The following is a 19,563-nucleotide window of genomic DNA, read 5'->3' on the forward strand; positions in this document are numbered from 1 at the left end:
CATTCGGGGCAGACATTCGTCGCGTAGTCACCACCGCGAAGTCCCTGCAAAAGTCTGTAGGGGCACATGCGCGTTCGATACGACAACATGTTTACCGGGCAGGGCGCCGAAACGCGCCCAATTCAAGGTCTTGGAACACGTCTTCGGACAGGCTAGTCCTGCCCAGCCTGAGACCCCACGCAATGCCCGCACCTGAAAACCGCTGCCTCGAGACACCTTGACCCGTCTTATGCGGATTCAGCCGGGAGTCGTCCGGTCATTCCGCGGCGGTTTTGTCCTGCTTGCGGGTATACGCACGATTGGCCCGCTGCCTTGCACCACATCGTTCGGAGCACCACTGGCGCCTCGCGTGCGTTCGTATCATGAATCGATCGCACGGTGGGGATGCGCAGCGTGCGATGCGATGCGCAACCGGACCGGTCAACAGTGCCGCGGCGTCCTCGGCTATCTGCGCCATTGCGTGATCGACGAGCTGGGTGATGGGATGCCTCGGGACCCGGGACAACCCTTCATCAGATGTGTATCGCAACAGTGCCGCACTGGGCACTGCAGTCAAGGCACGGTTGAGGCCCTCCAATGACCCGGGATTCGGCGCGATGCCTTCAGTATGCGCCGCCAACGCACTCCGAAGGTGCTCTCTCAGACCAGTCAGCTGTAGCTGGCAATAGGCCAGCAGCCCCGCTCCTTCGGGTGCGAGATCGTGGCTGACAAGCCATGCGGTGGCGCCTTCCGGACTGTTGAGCTCGTCCATCCGTTGTCCACCCGGGAGCGTGACGATGCTGTTGGCCAGCGCCAAGCACGGATGTTCGGCGGCGCCGGGAGCTGAGGGCAGTGGGACCGTCATCATATCACTCACGGTATCAGTTGCGATTTGCCGTGATAAGCCTTACGGTGGGATATCACGCTAAAATGTAGATTATTCCGTGACCAATGAGGTAGTTCATGAAAAGTCCACACGGTTCCGGCACCGCCCCCTTCGTTCTGTCAGTGCTCGACAATGCATTCACCGGGGTCGGCCACTCGGTACAAGAAACCTTCCAAGAAATGATTGCACTCGCGCAGTTGGCAGACCGGCGTGGTTTCCAGCGGTTCTGGATGTCCGAACATCACGCAATGCCCGGTGCCGCCATCCCTTCCCCGCAGCTCATGGTGGCGCGGCTCATCGGCGAGACGAAGCACATCAGGCTCGGAGCAGGCGGGATCATGCTGCCCAACCACGTACCCCTGGTTGTTGCCGAGCAAATCGGCATGCTCGACGCGCTCGCCCCGGGACGGATCGATCTCGGCCTGGGGCGAGCTCCGGGTACCGATGCAGCAACCGCAGCGGCCCTCCGCCGTCATCCCACCGCGAACGACGAATTTCCCGCACAAGTCGCAGAATTACTGGGATTCCTGGGAAACAACTTCCCGCAGGATCATCCTTATCGGGATGTGCCTGCGGTGCCGGGCCCTTGGCAAGCGGAGCGGAACAGGGTCCCACAGTCGACGACCACCGCCGATATCTGGATTCTCGGATCATCAACTTACTCCGCGCAACTTGCCGCCCGACTAGGCCGACCATATGCCTTCGCTCTACAGTTCGGCAGCGCCGACATCCTGAGTGCTATGCAGATCTACCGCCAGAACTTCCGACCCTCACAATTCCTGAACGAACCCTACAGCCTGGTCAGCATCGGGGCGATTGCCGATGAGGATCCCGCCGAAGCGCGGCGTCAGGCCACTTCCGGCGCCATGGCAATGCTGAGAATGTTCCAGCGCAAGTCCTTCTCCCTGCTCGCTCCCGAGGAAGTGGAAGCCTTCCAGGCCAACGCCCACGAGCGAGCCGTGATCGAGGAATATACCGATCGGACACTCCACGGAACCGCCGCCGAGGTCGCGGGCAGCTTGGAGAACCTTCACAAACAAACCGATGTCGACGAGGTGATGTTGGTCGTTGGGGGATATTCGCGCCGTGCCCAAGCACACACAGTAGAACTGATCGCGGATCACTACGGCATGCCCACCAACTGAGGAGTGCAGTAACTTGCCGGCACACGCCCTATCACCACCGACCGTCTTTTGAGATCGCCACCGCGGAGTCACAATTCGTGCCGCATGCATGTCCGGCTGCCCGGAGCTTAGAGAGGGCGTCGGTGACCGTTTCAATGGTCCGACTATCGAGCACCCCGCCGATGTGCTGCTCAAGTTCGCGGTCAAAAACGGTCGCGGCTGATCGAGGATTCGTTGTCCGGGTAGTAGCGGGCGGCCTCGATGCGATCGACCACCTTGCTGGCGCCGCCGACGGTGATAGCGAACTCCGCAGCGACATCCTGGCCGCGAATGCTGTCGTGTCGGGCCAAAAACTGTGAGGTCTCAAACCCGGTCAACTGGAGGCCGCATTCAGCGCGCAAGGCGATGGCGCTCCACAGTTCAATCTCGTAGCGGATCAGGTTGTCGTACAGCGACTTCAGTCGATCGTCATCACTATTTCCGTTAGTCCGTTGGTGGTGGCGCTGGCGGATAGCAGTGCTTGGCTGGTGCCGAAGCATTCTGTTCAAAACCAGTCGGCGACGCCGTTGGCTGAAACGATCCTGTCAATTCGACCGAGAAATTTACAAATATTAGAGCGACCGCTGCGGACGCCCCGTCGGCGTGATCTTCGCCCACTTTTCGAGTCCCTGAGTGCGCACGGCCCAGTATTGCACCTGTCCGCGGGATGTCCGTGGAGTACGTCGAATGCGGAGACTGTGGATGGTAGTGGCCAATCGTCAACACGTAGCGAAGGTCCCGGGTCAGGTTGCGGCATTTGACCGAGTACTTTCGGCTTGGAACACCAAACTCCCGCTGTCGAAGGCAAACCTAGTGGCACGACGTGCGGGCTGGTATCGGTACGCGACAGTGGCAAGCATGCCGGGCCGGTCGCCTTGAGAGATCGACGTATGCCATTCTTCGTCAGACACCCCCGATCCCGGCGATACTTAATCCTTCGAGATCCGAGATGCTTCAGCGTGTTGAATGTTTCTGACCCCAAAAAAGAGATCTTCGGCTTCCGGATCCGCCGAGAACAGCCACATTTCGACCATCTCCCCTTCGACGATGCGCAGCAAGTCGAGCTCGGAAGTAGCCGTGGACAATTTGAATATTTCTCTCGGTCAAGGAATTTCAGCCATCGTAGATTCCTTGCATTCAAGCGACGGCATCCGAACAGCCCCGCAGGGGATTGCGGATGTTCGTGGCAAGAGTTCGCTGATCGACAACCGCGGTCGACGCGTGGTCCTCACCGCTCGCAAGTCGTCGCCGAGATGGACGTTCGCACCGACGTGCCAAGCTAGAGAAAACCCTGCCCACGGACATGCGACAGATGGCGCGCAATCTCGTCGACAAACTCCTCTACATGACTCGCCGGCTGCTCGATCTGGAATTGGGATACCTGAGTCTGGACCGAGCGAGCTCGACACTGTCTACCGGTGAACGCCAACGGGTCCAGCTAGCCCGCGCAGTGCGAAATCAAACCACCGGGGTGCTCTATGTCCTCGACGAACCGTCTATAGGTCTGCACCCGTCCAACGTGGAAGGTCTGCTCTCAGTCATGCGAGATCTATTGCGCGACGGCAATTCTGTGGTCTGCGTCGATCAAGAGGTCCAGGTCTTGCGCGAAGCCGAGTGGCTCATCGACATGGGACCAGGCTCCGGCAGTGATGGCGGTCGCGTACTGGCCACAGGCACTCCTACTGACCTCGGAGATAACCCCGCGTCGCTGCTCGGTGGATTTCTCGCTGGCCACGAATCCGCTGTCGTTCGCGACCGCGCATCCGCGGCAGACATGTTCGACCTGGCCGCATCCGCTTATCGACCCGACCACTCCACACCGTCCATGCTGTGGAGACTGGCATCCCGAAGGGTCGAGTGACCGTCGTGACCGTCGTGACCGGTGTCTCCGGTTCGGGCAAGACCACCCTCATCCTGGAGAGCCTCGTTCCCGCACTCGCCGCGTACGCCTCCGGTCGACCGTTACCTACCCATGTGTCCGTCTTGGACGCGGCGGAGATCGCCCGCGTCGACTTGGTAGATGCCGCCCCTATCGGTGTCAATGTCCGCTCCACCGTCGCTACCTACAGCGGCGTCCTCGACAATCTGCGCCGCGCCTACGCCGCAACGCCAGCTGCGATCGAACGCAAGCTGACCGCCGGGGACTTTTCCTACAACACCGGCTCGCTGCGCTGCCCCCGCTGCGAGGGCACCGGCCAGGTCTCTCTCGACATGCAGTTCTTACCCGACATCGATATCGACTGCACCGACTACGCGGGCACCCGATACGGCACCTGCCGCTGGCGATATTCTGCGTCCCACTTCGGGCGCAGCGGCCGACGACGAAATCTCCCTGCCTGACCTCCTCACCCGCACCGTAGCCGAAGCCCTCGAACTCACCGCCGATATCCGTAGCGTCTACACCCGCCTGCAGACCATCATCGACCTCGGCCTCGGCTACCTCACTCTTGGAGAGGCCACCCCCGCACTCTCCGGAGGCGAAGCTCAACGACTAAAACTCGCCACAGAACTCAGCCGCAACCACACCGACACCCTGTTCATCTTCGACGAACCCAGCGTCGGCCCGCACCCCCTCGATATCCGCACCCTGCTCCGAGTAATCGAACGCCTCAACAGCAACGGCGCCACCGTCATCATCATCGAACACGACCTCGACATGATCGCCAACGCCGACTACATCGTCGACATGGGGCCCGGCGGCGGCAGCGCAGGTGGCCGCATCGTCGCCACTGGAACCCCGAACGACATTGCCCACAACCCCGATAGCATCACCGGTCGCTACCTAGCCAAGCATCTGACGAGTTCGACGGCGTAAGCGCGACAGCGGTCACCCGGGCTTCCTGGTGAATCGCTCGGTCCGAGCTATCGTTAGCCGTGATGAGGCGAGACGATCCGATCGGAGACATCGAACGGTAAGAACAAAACATCACTGACCGGCAACGCCTCCTTCGCACTCATCGACGGCGGCCATCTCGGGCGAAACCGACTGATGTGGCTACAACGCGGATGGTCGGCACTGTTCGAGAAACTCGCCGCATCCGCTTTATCTCCTGCAGATGACCTGACACCACCAAATCCCGTAACACCTCTGCAGGATGAGACATCGATGACGACCGAGTCCGTTACAAGGCGGACACAGCTAACAGTTCTTCGAACCGGCTAGCACCTCACGTAGAGTAATCACGACAAGACGACCTCAAGTCATTCATGAACACCGTTGGGCAAGTGAGCATCTGGGCACCAGGAGGATGCGCGCGGTAGCGAATTCGAACTAAAACTCGCGATCCAATCCTTTTGACAGGTATCCTCCTCGTACGCACAACCAGGCCTTGTTTCATCGCACACCAGCGGATTCTGCAGGGACTGTTCAATAATCGGTGGTTCGGTCGGCAAGCTGAGTGAATGCTCGACGAATAGGTGCCAAGATGACGACGCTGGAAGATGTGACGAATAAGAGGCCCGAGCTGCCCTCCTCAAACGCGTCAGCGGCCGACTTCCAATTCGGGGCACCAGCTGAATTGAATACACCGCTCGAAGCAGCAATTGGAGAGGAGTGAGAGTGTCGTCAATCGAACTTGTTCAACCGGCTGAAAAAATCCGAAAGAACCTGGATGAAGCTCGGCGAGAAGGTCAACGTCTACTAGAAGCACGCCTCCAAGAAGATCTGATTGAGTTCAGAGAGCGTTACCTGACGTGGGAGCGCAGGACTATCGCAGTCCTGGATGCGGGTTTCAGATCCACAGGGTTAATGACGACTAGTCCCAAAGACGAATTTACCGGGACTACGGTATCACTGTGGGACTTGAAGGTCTCAATGACTGTCATTCCGCGAGATCGCCTCCCTGAAGTAATGGAGGATATTCGTGAGAAGATCCGCGTTCTTCAGGCTGTTCACGAACAGCTGGACATCTGTGACGGTCCCAGCATTGCCACCGAAATGCTCTCTCCCTCCGATACTGCGCCGATCTTCCTCGTATATGGCCGTGGTAAAGAGCGCCATGAAATCGTTCGCAGGTTTCTGCAGAAAACTACGGATCGCTCCGTCATTGTTCTGGCAGAGCAACCCGATCATGGGCGTTACCTGCTCGAAAAGTTGCTCTCTAACGGACAAGAGGTAGGCTTTGTGGTCCTCCTCCTTACGCCCGACGATGCAGGCGGACTATCCGGCGAAGACCCTCGGCCGCGCGCACGGCAAAACGTAGTTTTCGAACTTGGGTTCTTCATTGCTCTTCTCGGCCGCGATCGGGTCGCCGCTTTGAATGATCCGAGCGTCGAACTACCTACTGCTGTTTCGGGCGTTACGTACATCCCCTTGCAAGGCGATTCCTGGCAGATCGAACTAGCGCGAGATTTGAAGGCAGCCGGAATCGCTGTCTCGCGCGATCCTGCTCTGTGGATTACAGAAACGCGTAGATGAGATTGCTATGTTCGGAAACTCTCTCCCGGTCCCGTCTGCTCGTTTACCCAGTCACCTCCCTGAGCAATCTGCGGAGATACATGACTGGTCTCGGCATGATAAACGTCGGTGGCGAACTGCTCGGAGGGAAACTTCCAGTTGCAATCGTAGACCCTTTGCCTGAGCGCCCTTTCCGGCAGGAAGAAGTCTCGTTGTCTGCGGCGGATTCGACCGCAGCCACTCCGACAGGTACTCGTGTGCGGCTTCCAACAACCACCCGCATCACACTTTCCCGCAATCCCTGGCATATTCTTCCTGTTCGCCCCTGACCGCTTCACTTCGTCGATTCCGGCCATGGTGGAACGCGAAACCCATTGGATGTTGATCCAGGACAGGCGGATTGAAACGGCCGGGGAAGACCTCGCCGCCCAGGCAAGGGATGAGATCTGGTCCAACGAAGAATATCTTGCAGCGCTGTTACAACGTCAGGTCGCTGACCGCGACGAATCCGACGGTGCCATCCCGCGGATCCGCACCGCCCTTTTCCGGCGGTGACATCTCTCAATCTGATCTGGAGACCGTAGCTACCGGTATGCGGGCAAGCGATGCATCATCCCGCAATCCGATCGACATGCGTTCCTCCTTATCAGGACACAAGGCGTGTCCCGAAATGCGTTAGTTGACTGGCCAATTCCGTCGACAGATCGATATTTAGGCATATACGGACGTTCAATCTCGATGCGTATCAACGGAAACGAAGTCGGCGTTCCACTGACCGCCTGCGCGGGAAATCACGGAACGATGGACGGTCCCACGGCCACCGCCTCCCTATGGCTACATTGATGCGAATCGAGAATCAGTAGCCGAGAAACTAGGGGTGCGGGCGGCAACGCTGATGAACAGAACCCACCTCCGCCGACCTCGTCTCAATAGAATTTGCTTGTGCAATCATCCGTCACACGGCGATTGTGACGATGTCTGGCCGCCGGACGTGCCCGGAACCTCGTCAAATCTCCGATGCCGTCAGCACGACTGCGGTCACGATTGAGTTCGGGACCACAATGCTTGAAGGACGCTTCTCAGTCCGCTATTTCGTGCTGATACGCAAGGAACTTGCCGTCGAAGGTGACAACAACACGATCGCCCTCGTCGTGGAACCGACGCTCGACAGTGAGATTGAAGTTGATGGCGCTCATGATTCCATCTCCGAAGTCCTCATGGATCATTTCCTTGATAGCGGGTCCGTACAGGTTGAGCGCTTCATAGAAGCGGTAGATCGTGGGATCACTCGGAAGCGAGTTCGTGCGGACGCCACGGTAGGGGTGGGTCTGCAAGGACTCGACCACGGCATCATCGAGGTCAAGCGATCCGCCGATCGTTTCGGCGTCGGATGCGGTCATCGGGTGCTGTCCTTGGAGGGCCGCGATTGTCCACGCTGTCGGCTTGCCGATCTCCTCGGCAAGCGATCTCCACGTTCTACCCTTCCTCACTCGTTGAGAGGCCACCTCCTGTGCGGCTTGCTCTTTGCTCAGAATGATTGGCATGTGCACCCTTTCCGGGACGTGGTGGTCAGAACTGCTTGGTTAAGTCGATTGTTCTAGGCCGAGCCGTAATAGTCGTTCCCGCGCGAGAATTCGACAAATGTGCACGCCACATCGCCGACGCTCCATGCGTCATGGCCGGGAGGCAGCAGCATCGCGCTGCCCGCCGGGAATTCGAGGTACGCGCCATCGGTCATCTGAACGCCGAGTGTTCCGGCAGTGACGAACGCGACGTGCGGGAGTTCACATAGATCCGTACCGGCGTAGCTTTTGAGATCCTCGGACCACTTTGCGCCGATATCGAAAGTCACTTCGGTAACAGTGACTCCGTCGAGTTCTGCGCTGCGCTTACTGATCCGACCGTGAGCATCGGAGGCAAGGACGGTAAGGTCCGCAGCTTGCATATCGGGGTTGTAGGCCATGAGAGCTCCTTGTTGTGAACAGTTGGGGGGGTTCACAGTTCAGCACAGGCGAGTCAACGATGGGAGTCGAGAACGCGCACGATGACCGCGTAAAACGCGCACATTCATCAGAGAATGCATCGTTGACCGGTCTGTAACAGAACTGGCACAACACATTAACGTCGTCTGCGTACGCTCATTGCCTACTCTGACGGGAGAACGATGAAATGCAGTGAATCGATTGCAGTGCAACGGATTATCCACTCCATCGATCAACCGGCGTGGATTATGGATGGACTCGGCCGAATCACAACGATCAACGCGGCGGCATTGTCGGCGATGGGCTACGCCGGTGACGCCAGCGTAATCGGACAAAACAGTCATAGGTTGTTCCACCACTCCCATGTGGACGGGTCCGACTACCAGCAGACCGACTGCCCACTGTTCCATCGATCCCCAATCGGGAATACTCGGCGTGGTACCGAGTGGTTCATCAACAGGGCGGGTTCCATCATCCCGGTTCAGTGGTCGACGACCACTTTGGATGCAGATTCGACAGAGTCGAGGATGATCACGTTAAGCATTCTCGCGCGTCACACCCCGACGGCGATCACGCACGCGGGACGCCGATCGATCTTGCACAAGAAGCAGGTCTACGGCAACGCATGTCGGATAATCGCAGTCACGTCAGACAACCCAGAGTTGACGCCTGCAAAGATCGCCGCTCAACTACACGTCTCGCTCCGCTACCTACAGGCCGCCTTCACTGAAGCAGGGGAATCTCCGGCACAACGGATCCGAATCGCTCGCCTCGAACGGGCACTGAACCTGCTCGAATCCGGATTCGGAGTCAGGGAGGCTGGAGAACAGGCCGGATTCTCCGAGCCTTCAACCTTTCGCCGGCTTTTCCATCAGCATTTCGGCGTTACCCCGGTAGAGCGACGGCGACCCTGAATCTCCGCTGCCGACTCCATAAGGCGCGAAAACGGACATCGCGGACGTCCCCTGCCCACAGACCAGACATCCCCGAGCGGTTTATTTCATGTCAGGGCAGGCTATTCGGTCGTGGTTTCCTGCTGGGTCCTTGCGACGGCCGAAACAGGGTTTGAGACTCCTGAGGCTGCACCGTTGGAGCGGACACACCTGATGATGGTTCCAGTGAAGATCCAGGAAGGCTGTCGAGGGGACAACAGTCTCGGCACCCGGAGGAGTTTCCGGAAAGATGTGGTCGCGCTGTACCGCGCGGGTCGACGGTAAACGCACCTACCGGCAATGACTGCATCGCCGGGCATAAATGGTGAGATGCTGCGGATGTGGGTCCGTAAGGATGCTGCCCGCGAGACGCCCGAAGGACGACGGCACAGCCAGTGGGAGACCGAATCGGACGAGCTCGCACGGCTGCGGCAGAGAACGCCCAGCTGCGAGGTGCGGAAAACCAATTCTGGGCCGGGCAACCGCGTATTTCACAACCGGAGGTGAAGGTGAAGAAAGAAGACTTCGCAGCTGCATTGTCACCGCACGATCTACCGACCTCGAATCGACCGGATCCCCACCGGGGCGGCAGACCTCGGCGAAAGCTGCTGCGCTGTACTGCGCGGTTTGTCGCCGGCGGCTCTCACGTCGTCGAGGTGCCTATCGCTTTCGCGGGCTTCGACGTCAAAGCTGCTCCGCAGTGGTCGTCGTAGTCGAAGCGAAAAACCGACACGGGTTCGGTGACGATGGGCACCACGTGACCGACCCACAGGCAGCTGCTGATTCGGGCGGCTTCCACTTGCGCCGCCGAAGACGCTGAGAAGCAGGACCAGCTCACGCGCCTAGCCGAGGCGGCGACCAGTGACGATTCGGCTTTCGTCTTCACTATCGATGCTCCGTTACGCGAAGTGTGCGCGACGGGCAAGAAAGTTGGTTGTCGTGACGGAGTACGTCGATCTCTTCACCATTCCGATGTGCATATCACTGGAGGAGTTTCCAGAGACGATGGATGCGAACTCGATGGTCCAGTCGGGCTCGACGATCTTCATACGCCAAAACAGTGCAGTGCCGACCATAGTGTCGCACTGGTGGGAAATCGGCGATCGGGCGACCATCTCGATCTCCCCGACCCGGCTCGCACTCACCGCGCACCCTCATCCTTGGCGGAGGGTGTTCACACCCCCGCCGACTGCACCTTCGACCATCCCTGGCGGTGCCTGTTGAAAGTCCTCCGTCCACTCCCCGATGACTGATCCGTGCCCGGGGAGGCCGTCGAATTTCGTTCATGTTCAGACATTCATCACGGACACGGTTGTTGAATGGCTCTGCGTAGCCGTTCAACGGCGGAACAGGTGCCTGCTTTCCAGATCGAATCCCAATTATCTGGGCGGACATAGTATCTCCCTACATTAGTCGCTTCGACAGCGTAGAAAGTTCCCGCACTACGACGTGAAAACAGTTCGCAGCCTGGAGGTGTATTTTCGACTACATCTGGTAGTAGCCTGATCTCAACGACCCTGTTTACGTAGCCGATAGTCGACGCGCGTCGCAGGCACCGGATGCACCCGGAATAATGGAGACTAAGTGAACAAGTTGAAACGCGCCGCGCAGGACCGCGCACCGAAGTACGCCGGGGTTCGGCGGTATGTTTCGGCTTCAGTCCTCATTTCCTGCATAGTTGTTTCGACAGTCGCGATTCTTGTCGGTTCCGAATCCTATTTCGCTGCAGGAGTATCCGATCCGGGACGCGCCGCCACGCTTCTCTACGCGTTGCTTCGTTTGGCGGCGATGACGGCGGGCAGTTTGACCCTTGGATCCCTCTTTTTCGCCGTTTTTGTCACTCCCCCAACCTCTCAGTGGAAGGTCAACACAGACGGATACGCAGGACTCCTCGTCGCCGAACGTGCGTCCGCGATTTGGTTCATTGCAGCCGTTGCGTTGGTGCCGGTATCGTCAGCAGATTCAGCCGGGATCACGGTAGGCGAAGCTTTTCGTCGCGGCGCCGTATGGACATTGGTGGAAGCCACCGAGAAACCCAAAGCCTGGGTTGTCGTCGCAGTCCTCGCTGCCATTGTGGCTCTGGGAACCCGCGTGGCCCTTTCATGGAACTCACTGCTAGGGCTAGCAGGATTGTCTTCGATCGCAGTCTTGCCGCCAGCGCTGGTAGGTAACGCGGGAGAAGGACCGAACCACGATCTGGCGACCGGTGCCGTGATGGTGTTTACCGTTGCCATCTCACTAATGACGGGCCTAAGTTGGTCTACGTTCGCACACGTCAGGCGAAGCGGCGACCATAGATCTCTAATTCTCAAGAGATATTGGATAGCAATGACTGTCGCAGTTGTTGCTTCAGCACTCACCGCAATAGTACTGGGTTGGATTCTGATTCCGCGGTCCCTCATCTTCACCACGCTGTACGGCCAACTTGCTGTCGCATCCGCAGTCATACTTTTCCTGGTCGGTGTGTCAGTGCAGTCGTTCAGTCGGCCCAAATCTCCGTTCTTACAATCAACAGAGCAGATCAGCCGAATTCTGGGCATGCTGTTCGTATCGGTCATTAGCCTATCGACAATCCTTCTTGCGATGTCGATCCAGCCCGCAGCAGCTTTTGGTACACGCCCTTTCACTGCAACGGATATATTGCTTGGATTCGACCTTCCCGAGTCGCCAAACATGTGGCGATTTTTGACTTTGTGGCGGTTCGATTTCGTGCTGGGAACCGCATCCATAGTGCTCGTCATCCTGTATCTCTGGGGGTACATCCGCTTACGCAGGCGTGGCGATCAGTGGTCGTCGTGGCGCACCGTCGCATGGATATTGGGGTGCGTAGTGCTGCTGTTGACCACATCGTCGGGTTTTGCTGCCTATGGGTACGGCATGTTTAGCGTACACATGGCTACGCACATGGCTTTTAATATGTTCATCCCGGTTTTGCTAGTGCTAGGGGCCCCAGTCACACTCGCCCTTCGTGCCATCCCTGCCGTCGGTCGGAACAAACCGCCAGGCATGCGCGAATGGATCCTGACACTGATGCAATCCAAGTTTACGCGAACACTCAGCAGCCCGGGCGTAGCGATCGGTATATTTGTCGCCTCGCTGTATGGTCTCTACTTTTCCTCCCTGTTCGATCAACTGGTGAGATTTCACTGGGGACATGTTCTCATGAACATTCATTTTCTCATTACCGGCTATCTATTCTACTGGGCGGTCATTGGAATTGATCCCGGCTCAAAGAAGCTCCCCTATCTAGGTCGCCTGGGTATGTTGTTTGCTATTATGCCGTTTCACGCATTTTTCGGAATCGCGGTAATGTCAATGAACCAGATCATAGGCGGCGAATTTTATAGTCAACTATATATTGAACTGGAGTGGATGACCGATCCTGAGCGAGATCAGTGGATTGGAGGAGCTATTGCATGGGGATCGAGCGAAATCCCTATCCTTATCGTCGTTGGCGCACTGCTGTCCCAATGGTCCAAGCAGGACCGGCTGACAGCGAAACGAACTGACCGCCACAACGACGAATATGACGACTCCGATTTTGATGCCTACAACGCAATGCTGAAACAGCTTTCGCAAGATCGGCGATGACTTCAGCCTCTTTCATCAGAGGACACTGCCGGATTCCACTTCTCCGGATTCGTTTTCTTTCCTTTCCTGGCACCAGGATTCATCATTAATAGCTCGGTAAGGGCAACGCATCCAGCCCTACCAACGCTGCCGTGCCCGGTCCGGAGCACGGTGCCCGGTCCGATGCGCGCAGGCGTGTTTTCCGAGCGTGGCGGGTGGTGCACCGGCAATCGAAAACACTCGCAGGCGAAGGGCTGGCCACCCCGAGCTCGGATGTAAAGCGAGAGATACATCGTTTCCTGGGACACGCGCATCTTCGATTCACCAGAATACTGTGAGCGAGAAGGATCTTCCGGAATGCGGTGTATCACGTTTCCTGCTATTGTTCGACGGCCCGTGGGCAACGCTCATCGTTCGTGAGCTGATGCACGGCCCGCTACGCTTCGGCGAATTACGGAATGCACTCACGGGCATCAGTGCGCACACGCTGACCAACCGACTGCGATTGTTCGAACAGCGCGGCATCGTCACCCGTACCGCTTTCCCCGAGATCCCACCGCGGGTGATCTACGAACTGACCCCCCTCGGACAACAACTCCGCCCCGTCCTGGATGCGATGTACGACTGGGGCATGACCGCCCCAGCAACAACATTCACCGAACACCACACGTCAGGAGACAACGAAAACATGAATCCGCGGTAGCGGATATCTTCGAAGGGTTCGTTGGCCCGGCCCCCACCCGCCGAAGGGCCACCGACACCGGAACGATCGCCGAATCTTTTGCACAAACGTGGACTGCGCGGCAGAATTGTCGAAGGAACCACTAGCAAAGCACGTGCGCCTAGAAGTGCGGTGCAAGCACGGCGAACAGGCCATAGTGGTCGGATCCAGGCAATGTAACGCGTTCGAGTTTTTGCACGAGAACCTGTTTCGTAACAACGTGATCGATTCCGAGTATTGCCGGAAATGCGCGATCGGCTGGATACGTCCGGATATCGCCGGCACCGACTTGATCGGCAGCGTCCTGGAATCCGTCCGTGAGCATCGCACGGTAACGACTGTGCGAATAGGTGGAGTTGAAATCTCCGCTCACGATCACGGGGTCCCCATCTTCCGATCTTTCACGTATGGCAGTGCGTAGCCGGTCCATCTCCGATGCCCACATCCACGCTGGTGACGGGTAGGGAGCCATGGGATGGACCGCCGCAATTGTCACGGTACGCCCCTCTCCTACTTCTAGTTTCGCAGATAGGTTGGCCATAGCGAAGAATCCCAGAGGCCGTTGATCGCTGATCGCTGATCGACTGTAAATACCTGTTCCGCCTCCGCCTGATGGCTTCGGCATCAGGTACTGATGCGGCAATAGACCATCGATGCCCGCGCGTTCCAAATCTGCAACGGCCCCGTCGGTCAGTTCCTCGACGGTCAGTACATCTATCCGCCTGTCGCGGATCTGTTGGACGAGGTCAGGAAGATCGGCCTCTCCGAGTCGGATGTTCGCTTGCAGTAGCCGGATCTCGCCACCTGCATCGAGGCTGCTCAGATCAGGAGGGTTTCGAAGGTATAACGGTATTTGTGTCGAAGTAGCAACTCCGACAACCACGATACCGACAGCGAGTGTTCGCCAGGCATGTGCGCCGGCGAGTGATACGAGTCCGATGATGCCGATGCAAATGAAAATCGATGTGAATGAAGTGAGAATGATGAGCATGTTGCTCTGAGGTCCGATGTGATGGAGAACGAAACCCACTGCGCTCGCGGCGATGCATGTTATACCACCGAACAGTAGGGTTTTCCTCCGCACGCAGCCATGCTCTGCCTCTGTTGACACCCTTCCGGCCTGGTCCGGGTCTGGTATTTCCATTGAATCCCTACTGAACACGGCTCGCCCTATCTTCAAGACCCCTTCGAAGAAGAGAACTTAAATCCATTACACGACATACTCTTTCGAACAGCTTCGTACAATCGACGAGTAACTCGAACACAAGGAAAGAACACTATGAGTGAGTTCACAATTCGTATTGCTGGTCTGCACTGCCAGGGGGGGCGTCAATACGGTCACCGAGGAAATCTCGGAGTTGGATGGCGTCAATTCGGTGACGATCAAACTGGCCACTGATGGCGTATCCCAGGTTCATGTCGTTGCCGAAAGCCCGATCGCCGATGACGTCGTCCAATCCATGCTCGATGAGGTAGGTAATTTTCGAGTCACTCGTTGACCAGAGTGGACTTGGACGTGGCCGAACATCCGTTCTCAGAACGGTGTTCGGCCATTTACCTTTCGTAGCATGGACAGAATTCGGAATTCCTCCCCTCTGAGGCTGGACGACAGGGGCATCCGATGCGGTCACCACCTCGCCCCGCTGTCGGCCAGTAGTCGTCTCATCAGTGGGGGCTCCACTTCTGGAGTCAGGACACGGTACTCCGATGTAGCATCGCTGACGTCTACGCTCTTCACAACCTCACGCTCGGGAGCACCCTCGACTGCACACGCCCACGCCGAGAGCAAAGACTTCTTTTCCTGAGTGAGGTACTGCGAATCAGCGACTTTCGACATCCAGTCTGTCAGTGCAATCCACTCGATACACGTTCCGTCCGGATGCAGACCGTCGACGACATCGACGAACTCCGAGCAGGTGCTCGGCCCCAGCTCTACAACCCGGAACCCTCGCTGCTGTTTGACGACCAGGTCGACGATGCGCTCGGCGACGTCGTCGACGCATGAAAGTGGTTCTACGAGATCTACATCAGGGAATGCGCCGATGGCTCTCGATGCCTCCAGCACGGAGAGGAGCGGGTCATGCTGATTTCTGGGTCCTCCCGCTCGTGGGCCGAGAACTCTGCCCAGCCTGATGACAGACGCTGCCGAGGCTCGGGGTCCGAGAATATTCGAAACGAGATGTTCGGCAACCGATTTCGATGCACGATAGCCATCGGAGAATGTAGCGGGATCTGCCAGCCGTTGCCCTGTTTGAGGACTCGGCGATGCGCCGACGGTGGAGATCTGATGAAAGTTGGCAGTTCTCGCTGTCGTGCTCAGTCGCAGGAGGGAAGCCACCGCAACGACGTTGACCTGTCGCAGGCTCTCGTATGTACGTAGGGCGCTCACCACGGCAGCGCAGTTGACGATATCCGTCACGTCAGCCGCCAGCGAGTCCCACTCTGCCCCAGTCAAACCCAAGTCCGGTAGTGCAAGATCTCCGGTCACTATGGATACTCGATCACGCAAAAGGTGATGAAATCTGTCTCGGTCCGCTGCAGCGGAAATTCCCAGTCTCTCTGTTATGCGACGTTCGGCATCTGCGGGTTCTTTCTGACGCGTGAGCAGCACTATCCGCAGGTCGGTGGTCCGTAGGAGGGATGCAAGTACGTGGGATCCGATGTATCCCGTTGCTCCGGTGAGGAGGACCTTTCGTCGAGTTGGCGCTCCGCTCGTCCATTTCTGGAGTGAAATAACCTTCGAGAGCGAAGACAGATCTTCACCGACGCGGGCGGATACCGCGGTTGTTCGTCGGGTTGCGGCAGTGTGATCGATCGTGTTGGTTATGGCGTCAGCGAGCGATTCCACGGTGGGATAGGCGAATACGAGGTCCACGGGAACATCGAACCCGAACGCGATACTGAGCCTGTTGGCCACTACAACAGTGTGCAGGGACCCACCGCCGAGATCAAAGAAGTCGGCGGCGTGGTCGATGGCGGGCAGCGCGAGCACTTCTTTCCACACTTCTGCGACTCGCGTCGCGGTGTCGCCGCCGCGGCCTTCGTCCTGGACGCGCAGTCCAGGCGACAGGGGGGCCGTCTTCTGTATCTTTCCCGATCTCGTTCGTGGCAGTTCGGGAGTGGTCACTATCGTCAGGCCCACCGCGTGCACTGGGATATGCGTTTCGAGCGCCTTCCTGATCTCGGCCGATGGCAGTTGCGAGACCACGGTTACGGAGATGGTGGCGCTGATCTGCGATCCCGCGTTCGCTGTCACGGAAGCGTCGTCGATGCCGGGATGGGCTCGGAGATGCTCTTCGATTCCCCGCGGCGAAATTCGGTAGCCGGCAATCTTCACCTGGTCGTCACGGCGTCCGTGATAGCGCAGCGAGGCGTCGCTGGCGACGGAGACTACATCTCCCGTGTGGAAGACGTGGACAGGGCGATTATCGATCTCCAATTCCGAAAAGCCCGTTGACCTGACCTCTCCCAGGTAGCCGCGGGCAACAGGGGGGCCGGAGATGATCAGTTCTCCCTTGTCCGGGTCGGAAGAGAGGTTGTCGTAGTCGACGAACGCTCGCACTCCCGGCAACGGCTTACCTATGGGTGCGCTGTCGAACTGTGCGTATTTCTCGGTGTCGAGGTCGTGGGCGGTTACCGCGACGGTTGTTTCGCTCGGGCCGTATGTGTTGAGTACTCGTACATGGGCAAAGTGTTTCAGCCATTGGCGAGTCCGAACAGCTGATACTGCCTCGCCGCCGATGATGACAGTTCTGATGGTTTCCGGTAACTGCAGTGCGCCGGTGTCGAGTGCCAGCACGAGTTCGTGCCATAGCGCTGTGGGCAGGTCCAGAGCCGTCACCGACTCTGATCGACAGAGATTGAGGAGCTCGAGCAAAGACTTCCGGCTGTCGGCGGGGGCGATGACGAGCGTTGCGCCGACGGTCAGTGTCACGAAAATCTCTTCGACGCTGGTGTCTGCGTGGAGTGGTCCGAATTGCAGCACACGATCCGCTTGTGAAAGTCCGTACCGTTGTCGTGCGCTGGCGGCGAAGTGTGCGAGGGCCGAGCGTGAGATCGGTACTGTCTTCGGTTCGCCGCCCGAGCCCGAGGTGAGAACGACGTAGGCGTCGCGCTCGTGTCGTTCTGGTGTCTCGTCCGGCAGGTTGCGCGCTGCAGAATCGCCACCGAGTTCGGCCGATCGAGCAATGTCGATCAACATGACTTTGTCGGCGAGAGACGTTCCGAGAAGAGCGGAATGAGTTGCATTCGTGGACGTGTCGTCGACCAGGATCACATCTACTGATGCGCGTTCGATCATTCGGCCCAGCGTTTCGGAGGATCCTCGGTTGTCGAAGGCGACATAGGCCGCGCCGAGGCGGTGGAGCGCGAGAACGACGAGGATGTCGGAGCCGCGGCGGATCGGGAAGAACCCGACGCGGTGTCCGCCGACGACGCCGAGAGCGCTCAAGCTCGCGGCGAGTTCGGACGTAGCTGCACGAAGTTCTCGTCGTGACCAGGTTTGTCCACTGCTCGGGTCGGTTACTGCGGGTGCATGCGGTGACGTGTGTGCGAGGGTGTCGATCAGGCGCGAGCAGTCCTGCACCTGTGTCGTGAGCGGCTCTTCGGGCAGTGTGTGGAGGGACCTACCGAGCCGTGCCAGGAGGCAGTAGGGGTCGGCGATGATCTCGGTGAGCAGTCCGGTGAATTGTCGCGTGATGCTCTCGACTTCCTCGCTGCGGTATCGGCGAGGATTGGCATCGACACAAATTTCGAGGCTGGAGTCGAGGCCGCGGTGATAGACATCGAACGAGATGTCATCGACGGGGCCGGGGGTGAGGTTGTGGACGCGTGTCTCGACGTCGTCGATTGACAGGTGGTAGTCGAATGGCATGACGTTGACCACGGGGCCGAAGAGTTTGCGCTGTCCGCCTAGCATTCCGAGGTCACGACGTAGGTGCTCGTAGCGGTAGCGCTGGTGGGGCCGGGATTCACGCAGAAAGCGACTGATTCGCTGGGCGAGGACCGAAATCGTGTCCTCGGCCATGATCTGGATGGGAAGGGCGATCGCGTTGAGGTGGTTGCACGGTATGTCGAAAGCTACCTCTCCCAACCTGTTCATGACGGGCAGACCCAGTACCACGGTGTCGGAGTCCGTGTACCGGGACAGGTGCACCGCGACGGATGCCAGAATCATCTCTGGCCAGGTCACCCGTGCAGCTGTTGCTACTTCTCTGAGTAGTTCTGCCTGGTCTGCATCGATCGTCGTGCGGATGCGGTGGATCGTTGGTGCGGGCAGCGCGAACGTATCGGAGAACGAGGGAACGTTGTCCATGCCTCGCAGTCGATCCACCCAGAATTTCCGGTCTGCTGTTTTCCGGTCGCTGTTTTCGTAGTGTTGGTCCTCTGCGAGGACATCGGCGTATCGAGATCTGCTGAGTTCTCGCGGTGTCCGGGACTCTCGTGCAGTTGAATAGAGTTCTGCTACTCGGCGAGCGATGAGAGCGAACGAGTATCCATCCAAGGCCGCGTGGTGGGTCCGGTGGTACCACCAACACTCGTGCTGATCGATGCGATAGAGCACGTGCCGGGTGAGGTTGTCCGCTGTGAGATCGCGGAACACGCTCAGGTCGGAGTTCATCTGTTCGAGCGCAATGTCACGGGCAGCGTGCTGATCGGACAGGTCGATGTATTCGACGATTCCGGTGGCGTCACGGTGAATTGTCTGTTTGATTCCGTCAGCGGTGTCCACGAATCGGATGCGCTCGGCGTCGGTCTCGGAAACCATGGCCTCGAGCGCCGCCATGAAGGTGTCGTCGTCGACCGTTCCACGCAACTCGATGTACTCTCCGATGGTGAATGCTGGGTTGTTCGGCGCCAGTGTTTGTGCGTCGATCAGTCCTCGCTGGGCTTGTGTCACCTCGTGAATCGACAGCACAGGAATCTCCGTTCGTG

The 19,563-nt window shown here is 58.4% G+C and carries 13 protein-coding genes and 2 pseudogenes; 8 read left to right on the forward strand and 7 right to left on the reverse strand.

Annotated elements, in window-relative coordinates; translation table 11 throughout:
- Window positions 1-256: 256 nt before the first annotated feature.
- Window positions 257-847: an ABATE domain-containing protein gene (locus ACVZUB_RS30970; RefSeq protein WP_482628868.1), complete on the reverse strand. Its 591-nt coding sequence runs from the start codon at window positions 845-847 to the stop codon at window positions 257-259.
- Between the two features lie 95 nt (window positions 848-942).
- Between ACVZUB_RS30970 and ACVZUB_RS30975 the strand changes: the two genes are divergently transcribed.
- On the forward strand, window positions 943-2,010 hold the full coding sequence (locus ACVZUB_RS30975) for an LLM class flavin-dependent oxidoreductase (protein WP_482628869.1): 1,068 nt from the start codon (window positions 943-945) through the stop codon (window positions 2,008-2,010).
- Between the two features lie 182 nt (window positions 2,011-2,192).
- On the opposite strand, the gene ACVZUB_RS30980 is transcribed toward ACVZUB_RS30975, so the two are convergent.
- Window positions 2,193-2,528 carry a hypothetical protein gene (locus ACVZUB_RS30980; RefSeq protein ID WP_482628870.1) on the reverse strand — a complete coding sequence of 112 codons (336 nt, stop codon included), beginning with the start codon at window positions 2,526-2,528 and terminating at the stop codon, window positions 2,193-2,195.
- Window positions 2,529-3,316: 788 nt separating this feature from the next.
- Between ACVZUB_RS30980 and ACVZUB_RS30985 the strand changes: the two are divergent.
- The 3 genes and pseudogenes from ACVZUB_RS30985 to ACVZUB_RS30995 all read left to right on the forward strand — a co-directional run.
- Window positions 3,317-4,843, forward strand: a pseudogene (locus tag ACVZUB_RS30985) (excinuclease ABC subunit UvrA); the annotation flags it as partial.
- Between the two features lie 744 nt (window positions 4,844-5,587).
- Complete coding sequence (locus ACVZUB_RS30990) at window positions 5,588-6,445, forward strand: TIR domain-containing protein (protein WP_482628871.1); 858 nt, start codon at window positions 5,588-5,590, stop codon at window positions 6,443-6,445.
- Window positions 6,446-6,838: 393 nt separating this feature from the next.
- Window positions 6,839-6,970: pseudogene (locus tag ACVZUB_RS30995) on the forward strand (AAA family ATPase); the annotation flags it as partial.
- Between the two features lie 533 nt (window positions 6,971-7,503).
- On the opposite strand, the gene cynS reads toward ACVZUB_RS30995, so the two are convergent.
- Window positions 7,504-7,968: a cyanase gene (gene cynS, locus ACVZUB_RS31000; protein ID WP_482628872.1), complete on the reverse strand. Its 465-nt coding sequence runs from the start codon at window positions 7,966-7,968 to the stop codon at window positions 7,504-7,506.
- Window positions 7,969-8,021: 53 nt separating this feature from the next.
- Window positions 8,022-8,387 carry a cupin domain-containing protein gene (locus ACVZUB_RS31005; RefSeq protein WP_482628873.1) on the reverse strand — a complete coding sequence of 122 codons (366 nt, stop codon included), beginning with the start codon at window positions 8,385-8,387 and terminating at the stop codon, window positions 8,022-8,024.
- Window positions 8,388-8,588: 201 nt separating this feature from the next.
- On the opposite strand from ACVZUB_RS31005, the gene ACVZUB_RS31010 reads away from it, so the two are divergent.
- Entirely contained in the window at window positions 8,589-9,320 is a 732-nt protein-coding gene (locus tag ACVZUB_RS31010) for a helix-turn-helix transcriptional regulator (RefSeq protein ID WP_482628874.1), read from the forward strand.
- A gap of 661 nt (window positions 9,321-9,981) precedes the next feature.
- Here ACVZUB_RS31010 and ACVZUB_RS31015 read toward each other — a convergent pair.
- On the reverse strand, window positions 9,982-10,224 hold the full coding sequence (locus ACVZUB_RS31015; RefSeq protein WP_482628875.1) for a hypothetical protein: 243 nt from the start codon (window positions 10,222-10,224) through the stop codon (window positions 9,982-9,984).
- A gap of 698 nt (window positions 10,225-10,922) precedes the next feature.
- Between ACVZUB_RS31015 and ACVZUB_RS31020 the strand changes: the two genes are divergently transcribed.
- A complete protein-coding gene (locus ACVZUB_RS31020; RefSeq protein ID WP_482628876.1) occupies window positions 10,923-12,929 on the forward strand; it encodes a cytochrome c oxidase assembly protein in 2,007 nt (668 codons plus the stop codon).
- Window positions 12,930-13,242: 313 nt separating this feature from the next.
- Window positions 13,243-13,611: a winged helix-turn-helix transcriptional regulator gene (locus ACVZUB_RS31025; RefSeq protein WP_482628877.1), complete on the forward strand. Its 369-nt coding sequence runs from the start codon at window positions 13,243-13,245 to the stop codon at window positions 13,609-13,611.
- Between the two features lie 139 nt (window positions 13,612-13,750).
- Here the strand turns inward: ACVZUB_RS31025 and ACVZUB_RS31030 are convergent, their stop codons facing one another.
- Window positions 13,751-14,773, reverse strand: coding sequence for an endonuclease/exonuclease/phosphatase family protein (locus ACVZUB_RS31030; RefSeq protein WP_482628878.1), 1,023 nt, complete (start codon window positions 14,771-14,773; stop codon window positions 13,751-13,753).
- Between the two features lie 139 nt (window positions 14,774-14,912).
- Between ACVZUB_RS31030 and ACVZUB_RS31035 the strand changes: the two genes are divergently transcribed.
- Window positions 14,913-15,128 carry a hypothetical protein gene (locus tag ACVZUB_RS31035; RefSeq protein WP_482628879.1) on the forward strand — a complete coding sequence of 72 codons (216 nt, stop codon included), beginning with the start codon at window positions 14,913-14,915 and terminating at the stop codon, window positions 15,126-15,128.
- A 128-nt stretch (window positions 15,129-15,256) separates the two neighbouring features.
- Here ACVZUB_RS31035 and ACVZUB_RS31040 read toward each other — a convergent pair whose 3' ends face one another.
- The gene (locus tag ACVZUB_RS31040) at window positions 15,257-19,546 is read right to left on the reverse strand and encodes an AMP-binding protein (protein WP_482628880.1); all 4,290 of its coding nucleotides are present in this window, start codon (window positions 19,544-19,546) and stop codon (window positions 15,257-15,259) included.
- Window positions 19,547-19,563: the final 17 nt, after the last annotated feature.

The organism is Rhodococcus sp. OS5 (assembly GCF_056837585.1).